General features: G+C 71.1%; 16 protein-coding genes. 5 read left to right on the top strand and 11 right to left on the bottom strand.

Annotation, left to right across the window (positions count from 1 at the left end; all coding sequences use genetic code 11):
* Positions 1–156: 156 nt before the first annotated feature.
* Entirely contained in the window at positions 157–486 is a 330-nt protein-coding gene (locus ACFY6U_RS32960; RefSeq protein WP_390044064.1) for a WhiB family transcriptional regulator, read from the top strand.
* Between the two features lie 136 nt (positions 487–622).
* Here the strand turns inward: ACFY6U_RS32960 and ACFY6U_RS32955 are convergent, their stop codons facing one another.
* A complete protein-coding gene (locus ACFY6U_RS32955) occupies positions 623–1,522 on the bottom strand; it encodes a LysR family transcriptional regulator (protein ID WP_390044062.1) in 900 nt (299 codons plus the stop codon).
* A 79-nt stretch (positions 1,523–1,601) separates the two neighbouring features.
* Between ACFY6U_RS32955 and ACFY6U_RS32950 the strand changes: the two genes are divergently transcribed.
* The 3 genes from ACFY6U_RS32950 to ACFY6U_RS32940 all read left to right on the top strand — a co-directional run bounded on the left by ACFY6U_RS32950 (position 1,602) and on the right by ACFY6U_RS32940 (position 3,954).
* Positions 1,602–2,270: an MOSC domain-containing protein gene (locus tag ACFY6U_RS32950; protein WP_390044060.1), complete on the top strand. Its 669-nt coding sequence runs from the start codon at positions 1,602–1,604 to the stop codon at positions 2,268–2,270.
* Positions 2,271–2,367: 97 nt separating this feature from the next.
* On the top strand, positions 2,368–3,141 hold the full coding sequence (locus ACFY6U_RS32945; RefSeq protein ID WP_390044058.1) for an SDR family NAD(P)-dependent oxidoreductase: 774 nt from the start codon (positions 2,368–2,370) through the stop codon (positions 3,139–3,141).
* A 105-nt stretch (positions 3,142–3,246) separates the two neighbouring features.
* The gene (locus tag ACFY6U_RS32940; RefSeq protein WP_390044056.1) at positions 3,247–3,954 is read left to right on the top strand and encodes an ester cyclase; all 708 of its coding nucleotides are present in this window, start codon (positions 3,247–3,249) and stop codon (positions 3,952–3,954) included.
* 90 nt (positions 3,955–4,044) lie between these two features.
* Here the strand turns inward: ACFY6U_RS32940 and groL are convergent, their stop codons facing one another.
* The 4 genes from groL to ACFY6U_RS32920 all read right to left on the bottom strand — a co-directional run bounded on the left by groL (position 4,045) and on the right by ACFY6U_RS32920 (position 8,166).
* Positions 4,045–5,670 (bottom strand): chaperonin GroEL, encoded by a 1,626-nt coding sequence (gene groL, locus ACFY6U_RS32935; protein WP_351491273.1) that lies wholly within the window; start codon positions 5,668–5,670, stop codon positions 4,045–4,047.
* Between the two features lie 126 nt (positions 5,671–5,796).
* Positions 5,797–6,105: a co-chaperone GroES gene (gene groES / locus ACFY6U_RS32930; protein WP_004955293.1), complete on the bottom strand. Its 309-nt coding sequence runs from the start codon at positions 6,103–6,105 to the stop codon at positions 5,797–5,799.
* A gap of 367 nt (positions 6,106–6,472) precedes the next feature.
* On the bottom strand, positions 6,473–7,276 hold the full coding sequence (locus ACFY6U_RS32925) for a polysaccharide deacetylase family protein (protein ID WP_390044054.1): 804 nt from the start codon (positions 7,274–7,276) through the stop codon (positions 6,473–6,475).
* Positions 7,273–8,166, bottom strand: a complete 894-nt coding sequence (locus tag ACFY6U_RS32920) for a polysaccharide deacetylase family protein (RefSeq protein WP_390044052.1) — start codon at positions 8,164–8,166, stop codon at positions 7,273–7,275. Before ACFY6U_RS32920 ends, ACFY6U_RS32925 begins: the two co-directional genes overlap by 4 nt.
* Positions 8,167–8,256: 90 nt before the next feature.
* Between ACFY6U_RS32920 and ACFY6U_RS32915 the strand changes: the two genes are divergently transcribed.
* The gene (locus ACFY6U_RS32915; RefSeq protein WP_390044050.1) at positions 8,257–9,450 is read left to right on the top strand and encodes a methyltransferase domain-containing protein; all 1,194 of its coding nucleotides are present in this window, start codon (positions 8,257–8,259) and stop codon (positions 9,448–9,450) included.
* On the opposite strand, the gene ACFY6U_RS32910 is transcribed toward ACFY6U_RS32915, so the two are convergent.
* The 6 genes from ACFY6U_RS32910 to ACFY6U_RS32885 all read right to left on the bottom strand — a co-directional run bounded on the left by ACFY6U_RS32910 (position 9,428) and on the right by ACFY6U_RS32885 (position 15,177).
* Complete coding sequence (locus tag ACFY6U_RS32910; protein ID WP_390044048.1) at positions 9,428–9,637, bottom strand: hypothetical protein; 210 nt, start codon at positions 9,635–9,637, stop codon at positions 9,428–9,430. The two genes, ACFY6U_RS32915 and ACFY6U_RS32910, sit on opposite strands and share 23 nt — an antisense overlap.
* A 103-nt stretch (positions 9,638–9,740) precedes the next feature.
* Positions 9,741–11,027, bottom strand: a complete 1,287-nt coding sequence (locus ACFY6U_RS32905) for an RNA polymerase sigma factor (RefSeq protein WP_390044046.1) — start codon at positions 11,025–11,027, stop codon at positions 9,741–9,743.
* Positions 11,028–11,070: 43 nt separating this feature from the next.
* Positions 11,071–11,427, bottom strand: a complete 357-nt coding sequence (locus ACFY6U_RS32900; protein ID WP_390044044.1) for a YciI family protein — start codon at positions 11,425–11,427, stop codon at positions 11,071–11,073.
* Positions 11,428–11,537: 110 nt separating this feature from the next.
* Positions 11,538–12,599 (bottom strand): LCP family protein, encoded by a 1,062-nt coding sequence (locus tag ACFY6U_RS32895; RefSeq protein WP_390044042.1) that lies wholly within the window; start codon positions 12,597–12,599, stop codon positions 11,538–11,540.
* A gap of 95 nt (positions 12,600–12,694) precedes the next feature.
* The gene (locus tag ACFY6U_RS32890) at positions 12,695–14,041 is read right to left on the bottom strand and encodes an endo-1,4-beta-xylanase (protein ID WP_390044040.1); all 1,347 of its coding nucleotides are present in this window, start codon (positions 14,039–14,041) and stop codon (positions 12,695–12,697) included.
* 104 nt (positions 14,042–14,145) lie between these two features.
* Positions 14,146–15,177, bottom strand: a complete 1,032-nt coding sequence (locus ACFY6U_RS32885) for a LacI family DNA-binding transcriptional regulator (protein ID WP_390044038.1) — start codon at positions 15,175–15,177, stop codon at positions 14,146–14,148.
* Between the last annotated feature and the right edge of the window lie 92 nt (positions 15,178–15,269).

The raw sequence follows: 15,269 nt of genomic DNA, 5'->3' as shown, positions 1-15,269 counted from the left end.
TTTTCATCACAACCAATGCCCCATTTAGACCTTTTTCTTCCCGTTTCACGGTGTCTGGGGCTAGATTGCCAATGAGTCATATTTTCATCTCTCTAGACCGGAGATATACGGTTATTGGCACCGTATCCGCCCAGAACGGCTACAAGGGGTCACGTAATGGCAGATTTCTCCCGCCTTCCCGGACCGAACGCGGACCTGTGGGACTGGCAGCTCCTGGCTGCCTGCCGTGGGGTCGACAGCTCGCTCTTCTTCCATCCCGAGGGCGAGCGCGGGGCGGCTCGGAGTGCCCGTGAGAACTCGGCCAAGGAGGTGTGCATGAGGTGCCCGGTCCGCGCAGAGTGCGCGGCGCACGCGCTGGCGGTCCGCGAGCCGTACGGCGTGTGGGGCGGCCTGACCGAGGACGAGCGTGAAGAGCTCATGGGGCGGGCGCGCAACAGGCTGGTGTCGGCGTCGACGACCAGCGGCGGCGCCGCCTCCGACACCTGAGAAGCTCCGCCTCCGACACATGAAAGAACGTTTCTGCAATCTGTTGACAATTCGTTGAGCACCTGCCGACGACCGGGCACGCGCACGTGGGTGCCCTCGCCGGGCCGCGCCTGCGCCCCCGACGGCCTGTGAGCCGCTACGCCCGCCGGGCCGCCCGGCCCAGCTCTTCCAACGTCGCCGCCACCGCCGGCACCTGCGCCAGGTCGGCCAGGGTGAGGGCGACGATCTCCCGCCGCACCGCGGGCTCGAGGACCACCGTGCGGACGCCTCTCGGCCGTACCGACTCGACCGCCAGCCGCGGCAGTACGGCGACGCCCAGCCCCGCCCCGACCAGGCCGACCACGGCCGGGTAGTCGTCGGTGGCGAAGTCGATGCGGGGCGTGAAGCCCGCACTCTCGCACGCCTGGACGAGCTGCCCCCGGCAGCGCGGGCAGCCCGCGATCCAGGGCTCGTCTGCGAGTTCCCCGAGGGCGACCGACTCCGCCCGGGCCAGCCGGTGCCGCTCCGGCACCAGGCCGACGAGCCGGTCCGTGAGCAGCGGCCGTACCACCAGGTCGTCCCACTCCTCGGCGTCCGCGGCACCTTCGTAGCGGAAGGCCAGCGCGATGTCGCAGTCACCCGCGCGCAGCAGCTCCACGGACTTCGGCGGCTCGGCCTCCTCCAGGGAGACGCGGGTGCCGGGGTGGGCGGCGCGCAGGGCGGCGAGTGCCGTCGGGACCAGCGTGGAGCTGCCGCTCGGGAAGGAGACCAGGCGCACCCGGCCCGCGCGCAGCCCGGCGATCGCGGCGACCTCCTCCTCGGCGGCGGTGAGCCCGGCGAGGATCCCGGAGGCGTGCCGGACCAGGGCCTCGCCGGCCTGGGTCAGGCGCATCTCGCGGCCGTTGCGGACCAGCAGCGGGGTGCCCACGGAGGTCTCCAGGGCCTTCATCTGCTGGCTGACGGCGGGCTGGGTGCAGCCCAGTTCGCGCCCCGCCGCCGAGAAGGACCCGGTGGTGGCGACGGCGCGCAGGACGCGGAGATGACGTGCCTCGATCATCTCTTGAGCATAAGACGGGCTTGGACAGGGCGCCCGAAAACGCGTCGACGCTTTGAGGATGCTCCCGTACCGTCGGAGCATGGAGCTTCTCTCGGTGAACCTCGGCCGTCCGACGCCGTCGCCGCACACGGACCAGGTCGACGGCGTGACCGGTATCGACAAGCGGCCGGTGGACGGGCCGGTGCGGGTGGCGGCGCCCGGGCCCAAGGGGACCGCGGGCAGCGGGCTGGCCGGGGACGCGGTGTGCGAGCTGCGCCACCACGGCGGCGACGACCAGGCGGTCTACGCGTACGCGCGCGAGGACCTCGACCACTGGGAGAAGGAGCTCGGCCGGCCGCTGCCGAACGGCTGTTTCGGTGAGAACCTCACGACAAACGGGCTGAACGTGTCGGAGGCGCTGATCGGCGAGCGCTGGCGGATCGGCTCCGGGGTTGTACTGGAGGTCACCTCGGGGCGCATCCCGTGCCGTACTTTTCAGGGCCATCTGGGCGAGCGGGGATGGGTGAAGAGATTCACGCGGAAGGGTGCCACCGGTGCCTACCTCCGGGTGATCGAACCGGGTGAGATCCGGTCCGGCGACCCCATCGAGATCATCCACCTGCCGGAGCACGGGGTGACGGCGGCGATGGAGTTCCGCGCGACCACCACCGAGCGGGAGCTGCTGCCCCGGCTGCTCGCGGCGGGCGCGGCGCTGCACCCGGAGGCGCTGGCGCAGGCCCGGAAGTACGTGGCGGCGCAGAGCGGCTGAACGGCTGTCACGCGCAGGCCGTTCACCGGCACTTCACCGTTAGGGAGAGCCGGTGCGCACAGCGGACGCCGTCAGTCCGGGTAACTACCCTTGGTCCATGACAACGGCTCTGATTACGGGATCGACCGCGGGGATCGGTGCCGCGTTCGCGCGGCGGCTGGCGGCTGACGGGCACAACCTCGTCCTGGTGGCGCGGGACACCAAGCGGCTGCGCGAGCAGGCGACCGAGCTGCACGACCGGCACGGCATCGAGGCGGAGGTGCTCACCGCCGACCTCGCCGAGGACGCCGGCATCGAGTCGGTGGCCGCCCGGCTCGGGGACCGCAAGAACCCGGTCGACCTGCTGGTCAACAACGCCGGCTTCGGCAACAAGGGCCGTTATCTGGACGTCTCGATGGCCGACGAGCTGCGCATGCTCAAGGTGCACTGCGAGGCGGTGCTGCGGCTGACCTCGGCGGCGGCCGAGGCGATGCGCGAGCGCGGCCGCGGCGGTGTCGTCAACGTGGCCTCGGTGGCGGCCTTCGTGCCGCGCGGGACGTACGGCGCCTCCAAGGCGTGGGTCGTGCAGTTCACCCAGGGCGCCGCGCGCGACCTCGCGGGCACCGGGGTGCGGCTGATGGCGCTGGCGCCGGGGTTCGTCCGTACGGAGTTCCACCAGCGGGCCGGGATGGGCACGGACAACATCCCGGGCTGGATGTGGCTGGACGCCGACAAGCTGGTCGCGGCGGCGCTGGCCGACCTCGCGCGCGGGAAGACGCTGTCGGTCCCGGATCCCCGCTACAAGGTGCTGACGGGCCTGGCGAAGATGGCGCCGCGCGGGCTGGTGGGCGGCATCAGCTCGAAGACGGGCCGCAAGTACGGGCCGCAGTAGGGAGCCGGCCGGGCTGCACCAGGGCGCACCGGGACCCACCGGAACGGGGCCGGTGAGACGATGGTGTAGTTCGGTCGCGCCCGCAGGGGGGCCGGAGGCGGTTTCATGACGTTCGTGCAGCTCATCGAGTGCAGGACCAGGCGGTTCGACGAGATGGACCGGCTGATGGACAGGTGGGTCGAGCAGACCAAGGGGAAGCGGACGGCGACGCACACGCTGGTCGGCAAGGACCGCAGCGACGCGGAGCACGTCGTGGAGATCGTGGAGTTCCCGTCGTACGAGGAGGCGATGCGGAACTCACGGCTGCCGGAGACCGACAAGGTCTTCCACGAGCTGCTGGCGCTGTGCGAGGGGACGCCGACGTTCACCGATCTGGACGTGGTGCGCGACGAGGGGCTGTACGCCGGCACCGCGCGGCGGTTCTTCGAGACGATCGCGGCGGCCGGCCCGCTGGCTCCGCTGGACGGCCTGCTCGCCGAGGACTACCACGACCACGATCCGGTCGAGGGACAGGACACCATCGGCATGGACGCGATGCGGCGCAAGCTGGAGATGTGGCGGGGGGCCTTCGACTTCACGTTCCGCGTCGAGGACCAGATCGCCCAGGGCGACCGGGTGTGCACCAGGTGGCTCTGGACGGGCGTGCACCAGGGGCCGTTCATGGGGATCCCGAACACCGGCCGGCAGGTCACCATGGCCGGGACCACGATCCACCGCTTCGACGCGAACGGGAAGATGGCCGAGGGCTGGCTGCAGTACGACCGGATGGGGCTGCTGGCACAGCTGGGTGCGCTGGACGCACTGGCGAAGTAGGCCGACCATCGAAGTACCCGCGAGGGGCGAAGCCCCCGTTCCCGGCGGACGACCGGGAGCGGGGGCTTCCTCAGCTCAGAGACTGTCGCCTCAGTGCGAGTGGCCGTGCGAGTGGCCTGCGGCGGCGGCCTCTTCCTCTTCCTTCTTCTCGACGACGAGGGTCTCGGTCGTCAGGAGCAGGGAGGCGATGGAGGCGGCGTTCTCCAGGGCGGAGCGGGTGACCTTGACCGGGTCGATGACGCCGGCCTTGACCAGGTCGCCGTACTCGCCGGTGGCGGCGTTGTAGCCGTTGCCCTTCTCCAGCTCGGCGACCTTGGAGACGATGACGTAGCCCTCCAGGCCGGCGTTCTCGGCGATCCAGCGCAGCGGCTCGACGGCGGCCTTGCGGACCACGGAGACACCGGTGGCCTCGTCGCCGGTCTTGCCGAGGTTGTCCTCGAGGACCTTCACGGCGTGGACGAGCGCGGAGCCACCACCGGAGACGATGCCCTCCTCGACCGCGGCGCGGGTCGCGGAGATGGCGTCCTCCAGACGGTGCTTCTTCTCCTTCAGCTCCACCTCGGTGGCGGCGCCGACCTTGATCACGCACACGCCGCCGGCCAGCTTCGCGAGGCGCTCCTGGAGCTTCTCGCGGTCCCAGTCGGAGTCGGTGTTCTCGATCTCGGCCTTGATCTGGGCGACGCGGCCGGTCACGGCACCGGAGTCACCGGCGCCGTCGACGACCGTGGTGTCGTCCTTGGTGACGGTGACACGGCGGGCGGAGCCGAGCACGTCCAGGCCGACCTGGTCGAGCTTGAGGCCGACCTCCTCGGAGACGACCGTGGCGCCGGTGAGGATCGCCAGGTCCTCCAGCATCGCCTTGCGGCGGTCGCCGAAGCCGGGGGCCTTGACCGCGACCGCGTTGAAGGTGCCGCGGATCTTGTTGACGACCAGGGTCGACAGGGCCTCGCCGTCGACGTCCTCGGCGATGATCAGCAGCGGCTTCGAGGCGTTGGACTGGATGATCTTCTCGAGCAGCGGCAGCAGGTCCGCGATGGAGGAGACCTTGCCCTGGTTGATGAGGATGTAGGGGTCCTCCAGGACGGCCTCCATGCGCTCCTGGTCCGTCACGAAGTACGGCGACAGGTAGCCCTTGTCGAAGGCCATGCCCTCGGTGAAGTCCAGCTCCAGACCGAAGGTGTTGGACTCCTCGACGGTGATGACACCGTCCTTGCCGACCTTGTCCATCGCCTCGGCGATGAGCTCGCCGACCTGCTGGTCCTGGGCGGACAGCGCGGCGACGGCGGCGATGTCGGACTTCTCGTCGATCGGGCGGGCCGACGCGAGCAGGTCCTCGGAGACGGCGGCGACCGCGGCGTCGATGCCCTTCTTCAGGGCGGCCGGGGAGGCACCGGCGGCGACGTTCTTCAGGCCCTCGCGGACGAGCGCCTGGGCCAGCACGGTGGCGGTGGTCGTACCGTCACCCGCGATGTCGTTGGTCTTGGTCGCCACCTCCTTCACCAGCTGCGCGCCGAGGTTCTCGTACGGGTCCTCGATCTCGACCTCGCGGGCGATCGTGACACCGTCGTTGGTGATGGTGGGGGCGCCGAACTTCTTGTCGATGACGACGTTGCGGCCCTTGGGGCCGATCGTCACCTTCACCGTGTCGGCAAGCTTGTTGACGCCGCGCTCAAGGGCGCGACGGGCGTCCTCGTCGAACTTCAGGATCTTCGCCATGGCAGCGGATGCCCTCTCGGAAATCTGGGGTGAACAAGACTGCGCCCCTGGCGCCCGGCTTCTTGGAGGATCGCGGGGGCCAGGGGCGCAGCTTCAAGCGGAGTGCTTGAGGTGTAAGTCGCAGGCTTACTTCTCGATGATCGCGAGCACGTCGCGAGCCGAGAGGACGAGGTACTCGTCGCCGTTGTACTTCACCTCGGTGCCGCCGTACTTGCTGTAGAGCACGACGTCGCCGACCTTGACGTCGAGCGGCAGGCGCTCGCCGTTCTCGAAACGGCCCGGGCCCACGGCGAGGACGGCGCCCTCCTGGGGCTTCTCCTTCGCGGTGTCCGGGATGACCAGGCCGGAGGCCGTGGTCTGCTCGGCGTCGAGCGGCTGGACCACGATGCGGTCCTCAAGCGGCTTGATGGCAACCTTGGAGCTGGCGGTCGTCACGATCCGACCTCCCCCTTCGGAGATCTCACGGGGTTAACTGTCTGAGGTGGCGACCAGGTGGATCCGTCGTCGCGGGTGCCGGACCTGCCCGTCGCGTTGTTGGCACTCTCATCTGCCGAGTGCCAGAGCCGAGACTATGACCGCGATTAGCACTCGGTCAAGCGGAGTGCCAATTGCCTGCGGCGCGGCGCCGAAAAAACCGGGTTGCGCGGTGTTGCGGTGACCGTCCCTGGGGGCTGGCGCCCCCAGACCCCCGCCTGTCGGCCTTCGGCCTCGTCCCCAAACGCCGGACGGGCTGGATTTTGTGGCCGAGCGCCGTCGTCAGACACCCGACCGGCGGGATGTGCGGCCAAGCCCGGAGGTAGGACTACAGATAGTCCTCCAGCCGGCCCACCGTCAGGCCGGCCGCCTGGACGCGGCGCAGGAGGCGGGCGGTGCGGCTCCTGAGGGTCGGGCCGAGGGCCTCGTCGGGGCCGACCAGGATGATGTCGCCGGGGCGGAGCTGCTTGTCGCCGGTGCGGTAGGTGATGCCGTCGGGGGTCATCGCCGCCCGCCACAGGACCACCGCAGTGACCCCGCAGTCCGCCGCCGCGCGCAGGGTGGTGGTGTCGTAGATGCCGTAGGGCGGGCGGAAGAGGCGGGGGCGGATGCCGAACCGGGACTTCAGCTTCTCCTGCTGGCCGCAGATCTCGGCGTGCTGGCCGGCGTACGGCAGGCCGGGCATGGCCGGGTGGTCGAGGGTGTGGTTCTGGACGCTCGCGCCGACCGACTGCAGGCGGGCGAAGTGGCCGTAGCCGGGGCCGACCACGCTGTCCGTGAGGAACATGCTCACCGGCAGCCGCAGTTCGCGGACCATGTCGACGAAGCGGGGGTCCTTCTCGGCGCCGTCGTCGTAGGTCAGGAAGACCACCCGGTCGGAGGTGGGGATGTGGTCGACGACCGGGGGGCGGGTGGTGCGGAGGGACAGCGGGTGGAGCGGCGGGCGTGGGGCCGGGGAGAGGGGCGCGGTCAAGCCCCAGCGGCGGTACGGCGGCTCGCCCGACGGGCCGTGCGGGTGCACCCGGTCGGCGGCCTTCCTGCCGAGCCGTTCGATGGGGTCGACGGACGGCGCGCAGGCCGACAGGAGGAGGGCGGCGGCCAGGACGGCGGCCGTCGCCCTCGGTCGGCTCACAGGTAGTCCTCCAGGCGCGCCACCGCGTAGCCGTCGCGGGTGACCTTGTTCAGGAAGCGGCGCATGTCGTCGACCATGGTGCCGTCCCAGTCGTTCCGGCCCCGGAAGTGCGTGAGGACGATGTCACCGGGGTGCAGTCCGCGGTCCCACTCGCGGTACTCCCAGTGGTCGACGAACACCTCCTCGTCCCAGATCGGCGCGTACTTGATGCCGCAGGCCTTGGCGGCGCGCAGGGTGTCGCCGTTGTAGTTGCCGTAGGGCGGCCGGAAGACCGTCGGCGCCTTGCCGAACTGCCGCTTCATGATGTCCTGCATGCCGCAGATCTCGTGCTTCTGCTCCTCGTAGGTCAGACCGGGCATGTAGGGATGGGTGAGGGTGTGGTTGTTGAGGGTGTGGCCCTCGGCCTGCATCCGGCGGAAGTAGCCGTAGTCGTCCTTGACCAGGTAGTTGCTGAGGAACGCGGTGTAGGGGATCCGCAGCTCGCTCATCATCCGCAGGAAGTCCGGGTCCTTCTCGGAGCCGTCGTCGACGGTGAGGAAGACGACCTTCTTCCTGGTGGGGACGGTGGTGAAGACCGGGGGCAGGTCGTCCTCCACCTGGCCGTCCACCTCGAAGCCGTCGCGAGCGGTGATCCTCGGCTTGTACTTCGGCGGGGCCGGGGGCCGCAGCGGGACCGCGTCCAGCCCCCAGCGCCGGGCGGCGGCGACCAGGGCGGCGTGGTCGTCGGGGGCGGCGGCGGCCCGATGGGCCTGCTGGCCCGCGGCGGGACGGACCCCGGCCTCGTCCTCCGGTCCGGCGCAGCCGGAGACGACGGTGACGGCCGCCACGGCGGCGAGGGCGGCCATGGCCAAAACCACCCTATTTTTGTCATTTTGTACGACTGCTCGCATGGCCTCGGATCTTTCCAGCCCTCTCCCCGGAACCCCGGCAGACACCGCGGCCGGAGGCGAACCATCCACCGACTGGCCGACAATGACCCGGTGAACGACCTCCTCTCCCCCCTCCTCACCCCCGAGGGCCACGCCCTCCTCGACGAGGTGCGCGGCACCGCGCCCGCCGACGAGCTGGCCGTGGCCACCCGGCTGCGCCGCGAGCACCCCGCCGAGCTGGTGTCGGCGGCGCTGGCCCAGGCCCGGCTGCGGCAGCGGGCGGCGGCGAAGTTCGGGGAGGCGGACGCGGGCCGCATGTTCTTCACCCCGAACGGGGTCGAGCAGTCGACGCGGGCGAGTGTCGCCGCGTACCGGGCGGGGCGGCTGAAGGCGCTCGGGGTGACCTCGGTGGCCGACCTGTGCTGCGGGATCGGGGGCGACGCGATCGCGCTCGCCCGGGCCGGAATCCGCGTCCTCGCCGTGGACCGGGATCCGGTGACGGCGGCCGCCGCCCGCGCGAACGCCGAGGCGCTCGGGCTCGCCGGCCTGATCGAGGTACGGGAGGCGGACGTCCAGGAGGTGGACACGGCCGGCCACGACGCCGTCTTCGTCGACCCGGCCCGGCGCGGCGGCCGTGGCCGCATCTTCGACCCGGAGGCCTACTCACCGCCGCTGTCCTGGGCGGTCGCCACCGCGTCGGCCGCCCGCGTGGCCGCGCTGAAGATCGCCCCCGGCATCCCGCACGAGGCGGTCCCGGCGGCGGCCGAGGCCGAGTGGATCTCGGACCACGGCGACGTCAAGGAAGCCGTCCTCTGGTTCGGCACCGGCGCCCCGGGGGCCGTCCGCGCCACCCTCCTCCCCGGCCCGCGCACCCTGCTCGGCCGCGGCCTGCCCGACCCCGCCGTCCGCCCGGTCGGCCGTTACCTGTACGAGCCGGACGGCGCCGTCATCCGTGCCCACCTGGTCGCCGAGGTGGCCGAGGAGCTGGACGCGGGCCTGATCGACCCGACGATCGCGTACGTCACGGCCGACACCCTCCAAGCCTCCGACTGCGCGACGGCGTACGAGATCACCGACGAACTCCCCTTCAACGTCAAGAAGCTGAAGGCCCTGCTGCGCGAGCGCGAGGTCGGGAACCTGACCGTGAAGAAGCGCGGCTCCGCGGTGGAGCCCGAGGAACTGCGCAGGAAGGTCAAGCCGCAGGGACCGAACGCGGCGACCGTGTTCCTGACCCGGGTGGCGGGGGCGCCGACCATGCTCGTCGGCGCCCCCGCGCAGCCGGCTACTGGTGCTGGGCGGTCCTGAGCGGCGCGAGGTTCCGGTCGGCCGCCGTACCGGACCCGGTGGGGGCCGCGGCGGGCGCACCGGCGTCCGTGCGCAGCGCCAGGGCGCTCTTCGTCGCGGCGAGGCCGTTGCAGTACGGCTGGTACACGAAGTCGTTCCCGCTCGCGCTGATCGACGAGCCGGCCGTGTTCAGCGCACCTGCCGTCACCGAACCGGTGCCGCCGAAGGCGATGGCGGCCTGGGTGCCGGCCGACTTCAGGTCGACGTACTCCGTGCTGTGCGCGTCGCTTGAACAGCAGTCTGCCGAAAGGTTACGAAGCGCACTCCCGCGCCCTGGCCAGCAGCAGCTCCCGTTCCCGCTCGTTGCGCGCGAGGCCCGCGGCCCGTTCGAACTCCGTGCGGGCCTCCGCCGTACGCCCGAGGCGGGCCAGCAGGTCGGCGCGGACGCTCGGCAGCAGGTGGTAGTCGCTCAGGGCGGGTTCCGCGGTCAGCGGGTCCACGATCTCCAGGGCGGCCGCCGGGCCCTCGGCCATCGACACGGCCACCGCTCGGTTCAGCTCGACGACCGGGGACGGGGAGCGGGCCGCCAGCAGCCCGTACAGGGTGGCGATGGCCCTCCAGTCGGTCTCCTCGTACGTGTACGCGTGCGCGTGGCAGGCCGCGATGGCCGCCTGGAGGGCGTACGGCCCCGGGACGCCGGTCGCCGTGGCGTCCGCGCGGGCCAGGGCCCTGATGCCGCGGGCGATGAGCATGCGGTTCCAGCGGCGGCGGTTCTGGTCCCTGAGCAGGACCGGTTCGCCGTCGGGGCCGGTGCGGGCGGCCGTGCGGGAGGACTGGAACTCCAGGAGCGAGGCGAGGGCGTGCACCTCCGGCTCCTTCGGCATGAGCCCCGACAGCACCCGGGCCAGCCGCAGCGCGTCCTCGCAGAGCGACGGGCGCAGCCAGTCGTCGCCCGCCGTGGCCGCGTACCCCTCGTTGTAGATCAGGTAGATGACGTCCAGGACCGAGCCGAGCCGGGCCTCGCGGTCGGGGCTGTACGGCACCTCGAAGGCGACGTTCTTCGTCGCGAGGGTGCGCTTGGCGCGGACGATGCGCTGAGCGACCGTCGGCTCGGGGACGAGGAAGGCACGCGCGATCTCGGCCGTGGTCAGGCCGCCGAGGAGGCGCAGGGTGAGGGCCGTGCGGGCCTCGGGCGAGAGCACCGGGTGGCAGGTGGTGAAGACGAGCCGGAGCAGGTCGTCGTCGATGTCCTCCGGGTCGGCGGGCTCCTCCGGCGGGGCCGTGGTCTCGGTGCTGCGGCCGATCTCGGCGAGCTTGCGGGCGTAGTTCTCCCGGCGCCGGACCAGGTCGACGGCGCGGTGGCGGGCGGTCGCCATGAGCCAGGCGCCCGGATTGCCGGGCACCCCGTCCCGGGGCCACTGCTCCAGGGCTGCGACCAGCGCGTCCTGCGCCAGCTCCTCCGCGATGCCGAGGTCCCGGACGATCCGGGCGACGCCGGCGATCACGCGGGGCGACTCGAGCCGGAAGACGGTCTCGATGGCGTGGCGGGGGTCGGCCTGGGCGTCCGCGGGGGCGTCGGCGGGGGGCTGTGTGCTCACAGCCCCCCATGCAACACCCACCGCCGGACGTACGCCAGGAGGGTCAGCCCTCCGCGATCTCCCGGACCTCGCAGGTCACGGTCCAGAACTCCTCGTGCACCTGGAGGAACCGCTTGGTCCACTCCAGGGCCTCGGCCTTGTCCTTGCACTGCATGATCGCGTAGCCGCCGATGACCTCCTTGGCCTCGGTGAACGGCCCGTCGGTGACGGAGATCTTCCCGCCCTCCCAGTGCACCCGGGTGCCGTCGGCGGTCGGCGTCAGGCCGGCGGTGTCCAGCATCACGCCGGCCTTCGTGATCTCCTCGATCAGCTCGCCCATCCGCTGCATCAGCGCCTCGCTGGGGCCCTCGGCGGGGGCGGTGGTCTCGTCGATGCGCACGAGCGACAGGTAACGGGGCATGGTGGCTCCTCGGGTTCCGGCGGGGTCTCTCCCCGCATCTCACCCTTGCGTCGAACGGCCCGCCACCGGATCGACACACCCGCCGGAATTCCCCGGGGTTTTTTTCCGGCCTAGCGCAGCGAGTCCCACAGCTCGTTCGCCGCCGGCTCCTTCGCGATCACCCGGTTGGGGTCGGAGGGCGCGGTCACCACCGGCATCATCACCGTCTTCGTGTGCTCGGAGGTCAGTCCCTTCAGGCTCTGCCCGAGCCGCATCAGCTCGCTGAGCGAGTCCAGGCCGGTGTCGGTGGTGAGGCTGGAGGTGACCGCGTCGGCGACCTCGTAGAGCTTGGCCGGGTCGGTCAGCAGGCTGATGGAGGCCATCTGGTCCAGGAGCGCCTTCACCAGTTTCTGCTGGAGGCCTATCCGGCCCAGGTCGCTGCCGTCGCCTATGCCGTGCCGGGTGCGGGCGAGCGCCAGGGCCTGGGTGCCGTCGAGGTGGTGGGTGCCCTTCTTCAGGTGCAGGTGGCTGTCGTCGTCGTCGATGTCCTGGTCGGTGGTCACGGTCACCCCGCCGAGCGCGTCGACCAGCTTCGCGAAGCCCGAGAAGTCGATCTCCAGGTAGTGGTCCATGCGCACGCCGGTGATCGACTCCACCGTCTTGACCGCGCACACCGCCCCGCCCACCGAGTAGGCGCTGTTGAACATCGCGTTGTAGGCCACGGACGTCGAGCCGCCGGAGGAGAGCGGGCAGGAGGGCCGGGTGACCAGGGTGTCGCGCGGGATGCTGACGATCGTGGCGGAGGTCCGGCCGGCGTCGATGTGGACGACCATCGCGGTGTCGGAGCGGGCACCAGAGCTGCTGCCGCCGCCGAGCTTCTTGTTCTCCTTGCCGCTGCGCGAGTCCGAGCCCAGCACCAGGATGTTCATCGAGCCGGTGGGCAGCGGGGACGCGGAGGCCGAGGCGGACGCGGCGGCCGTCGGTGTCGTCACCGCCTTCGCCGGGCGGTCGTCCCCGAGCGCGCTGTTGATGTCGACGCTCTTGATGTTGTCGTTGAGGTGCCAGTAGACCCACCCCGCGCCGGCGATGCCGAGCGTCATGACCCCCGCCAGGGTGAGGCCGACGATCTTCAGCGCTCTCGACCGCCGGCCCACCCGTCTGCCCGCGCCGCCTTGCTCCTCGTGTCCCGTCACAAGGCAGGAACGTAAGTCCGAATTATTAGGGGACTGTTAGCGCGAGCGCCGCGAAGCGGTTTTCTTCGGAAAATCTCACCCTTCTCACTCGGGCTTCAGCCCAGGGTGACCGCGGGCACCGGATTGCTCCCGCTCCAGGACGCGTTGAACCCGAAGGTGACCGAACTCCCGTCCGCCACCGTCCCGTTGTAGGAGGCGTTCGCACAGGAGACGACCGCGCCCGACTGGGTGCAGCCGGCGTTCCAGGCCTGGGTGATCTGCTGCCCTGCGGCGTACGTCCAGCTCACGTGCCAGGAGCTCAGCGCGGCCCCTGAACAGGAGATCGTCACCTGGCCGGTGAACCCGGTGTTCCACTGGCTGGTCACGCTGTAGGCGGCGGTGCAGGCACCGGTCGGCGGCGGGGTGGTCGTGGTGCCGCCGAGCGCCTCGGCGATGCCGTAGTACGCCGGTTTCGGCGCGTAGTCGGCGTCGTACGGGGTCGCCGCGCCGTAGCCCGGGAAGGTGCTGTCCACCCAGGAGTCGGAGTCGGTGAAGCCCCACACGGTGACGTTGACGCAGCGGCTCACCGCCACGCACGCGGCCACCACCGACTTGAAGTCGGCCTTCTGCTGGGCGAGTTCGGTGCTGTCGGAGGGCAGTGCCATCCGGATGTCGAGCTCGGTGATCGCCACGTCGACGCCCAGGTCGGCGAAGCACTGGATGTTCTGCTGGAGGGTGGCGGGCACCTGGCCGAGGATCAGGTGGGCCTGCAGCCCGACCCCGTCGATCGGGACGCCCCGGCTCTTCAGGTCCTTGACCAGGTTGTACAGGGCGGTGCTCTTCGCGTCGACGCCCTCGACGTTGTAGTCGTTGATGTACAGCTTGGCGGCCGGATCGGCCGCGTGTGCCCAGGTCAGGGCGTTGGCGATGTAGTCGGAGCCGAGGCCGTTGTACCAGATCGTCGACCGGTAGGTGCCGTCCTCGTTGAAGGGTTCGTTGACGACGTCCCAGGCGGCGATCTTCCCCTTGTAGCGGCCGACCTCGGTGCTGATGTGGTTCTGCAGCAGGCTGCCGAGCTGGGCGGAGGTCCAGGTGCCGTTCGTGAGCCAGCTGGGGTTCTGGCTGTGCCAGACCAGGGTGTGGCCGCGCACCTGCTGGTTGTGGGCCTGGGCGAAGGCGACGATCTGGTCGGCCTCGGTCCAGTTGAACGTGCCCTGAGTGGGCTCGACCGTCCCCCACTTCATGGCGTTGCCCGGGGTCAGCGAGCTGAACTGGCTGCCGGCCAGGTCGCCGTAGGTGCCGGTGAGCTTGGAGCCGGTGACCGCGGTGCCGATGACCTTGCCCTTCGCGGCGGCGAGGTCGCGCAGCGGGGTGTCGGCGGCGTGCGCCGACGGCGCCGTGAACAGCAGCGCGGCGCCTGTCAACAGTGCCGCCAGGGAAGAGCCCGTTCTCAGAGATCTCATTGCGGGTACCTCCGAAACTTTCGGTCGTCCAACCGATTGGCTTCGGAGGAGTGTGGAGACGCCCGCACCACCCGTCAATACGTCAACTTTTGGCCAAGCCCGCCTCACCCGGCCGCGGGCGCCGCCGTGCTCGACCGCACCACCAGGCTGGTCGCCAGCTCCACCCGGGTCGCGGTCGTCGCCTCCTCCGCCCGCCCCATCTCGAGGACCAGCCGCGCCGCCGCCTCGGCCATCTCGGTCAGCGGCTGCCGTACGGTCGTCAGCGGCGGCCCCACCCAGCGGGCCACCGGCAGGTCGTCGAACCCGACGACGCTCACGTCCTCCGGGATGCGCAGCCCCAGCTCACGCGCGGCCTCGTAGAGCCCGAGGGCCTGCAGGTCGTTGCCGGTGAAGATCGCGGTGGGCCGGTCGGGCATGCGCAGCAGCTCCAGGCCGAGCCGGTAGCCCGCGTCGTGGTGGAAGTCGCCGGCCTTGACCAGGGCCTGGTCCACCGGCAGCCCGGCGGTCTCCAGCGCGGCCCGGTACCCGTCCACCCGGGCCCGGCTGCACATCATCCGGGACGGCCCGCTGATCGCCCCGATGCGCCGGTGCCCCAGTTCGACGAGGTGCCGGGTGGCGGCGAGCCCGCCCTGCCAGTTGGTGGCCCCGATGGACGGCACGTCCGGCCCCGGATCCCCCGCCGGATCCATCACCACGAACGGAATGGAGCGGCTCAGCAGCAGCGCCCGCTGCGACTCGTCAAGACCCGACAGCACCAGCACCACCCCGTGCGGCCGCCGCGCCGCCACCTGGTCCGCCCAGGTCCGCCCCGGGGTGAGCCGCCCGGCGCTCTCGCTGAGCACGACGCTCAGCCCGGCGTCCCGGGCCACGTTCTCCACCCCCCGGATGACCTCCATCGCCCAGGCGCTCTCCAGCTCGTGGAAGACCAGGTCGATCAGCGGCGACCGGGAGGCCTCGGCGCGCCGCCGCCGGTAGCCGTAGGCGCGCAGCAGTTCCTCGACCCGGGTGCGGGTCGCCGGGGCCACGTCGGCGCGCCCGTTGAGGACCTTCGAAACAGTCGGAGCGGACACACCGGCCTCACGGGCGATTTCGGCGAGCGTCGCCGTCTGCGGTTCTGCGGGCTTCGGAGGCGTCATGCCCGCGATCGTATCCCTGCGCTCCCCCTTGACGAAGACCCTCGCACGCCATAGGTTCCCGGAACATTCGGTGTGTGGTACGAAACATTCGT

Source organism: Streptomyces sp. NPDC013157, from assembly GCF_042899865.1.
Taxonomy (GTDB): domain Bacteria; phylum Actinomycetota; class Actinomycetes; order Streptomycetales; family Streptomycetaceae; genus Streptomyces.
Note: the sequence above shows the minus strand (reverse complement) of the source record. Positions and strands in the feature narration are given on the sequence as shown.

Excerpts from the sequence above, each read along its gene's own strand:
- ACFY6U_RS32920 (WP_390044052.1), bottom strand. The coding sequence starts at position 8,166 with ATGCGAGCAGTCGTACAAAATGACAAAAATAGGGTGGTTTTGGCCATG.
- ACFY6U_RS32960 (WP_390044064.1), top strand. The coding sequence starts at position 157 with ATGGCAGATTTCTCCCGCCTTCCCGGACCGAACGCGGACCTGTGGGAC.
- ACFY6U_RS32900 (WP_390044044.1), bottom strand. The coding sequence starts at position 11,427 with ATGCCCCGTTACCTGTCGCTCGTGCGCATCGACGAGACCACCGCCCCC.
- ACFY6U_RS32950 (WP_390044060.1), top strand. The coding sequence starts at position 1,602 with ATGGAGCTTCTCTCGGTGAACCTCGGCCGTCCGACGCCGTCGCCGCAC.
- ACFY6U_RS32940 (WP_390044056.1), top strand. The coding sequence starts at position 3,247 with ATGACGTTCGTGCAGCTCATCGAGTGCAGGACCAGGCGGTTCGACGAG.
- ACFY6U_RS32955 (WP_390044062.1), bottom strand. The coding sequence starts at position 1,522 with ATGATCGAGGCACGTCATCTCCGCGTCCTGCGCGCCGTCGCCACCACC.
- ACFY6U_RS32885 (WP_390044038.1), bottom strand. The coding sequence starts at position 15,177 with ATGACGCCTCCGAAGCCCGCAGAACCGCAGACGGCGACGCTCGCCGAA.
- ACFY6U_RS32945 (WP_390044058.1), top strand. The coding sequence starts at position 2,368 with ATGACAACGGCTCTGATTACGGGATCGACCGCGGGGATCGGTGCCGCG.
- groL (WP_351491273.1), bottom strand. The coding sequence starts at position 5,670 with ATGGCGAAGATCCTGAAGTTCGACGAGGACGCCCGTCGCGCCCTTGAG.
- ACFY6U_RS32890 (WP_390044040.1), bottom strand. The coding sequence starts at position 14,041 with ATGAGATCTCTGAGAACGGGCTCTTCCCTGGCGGCACTGTTGACAGGC.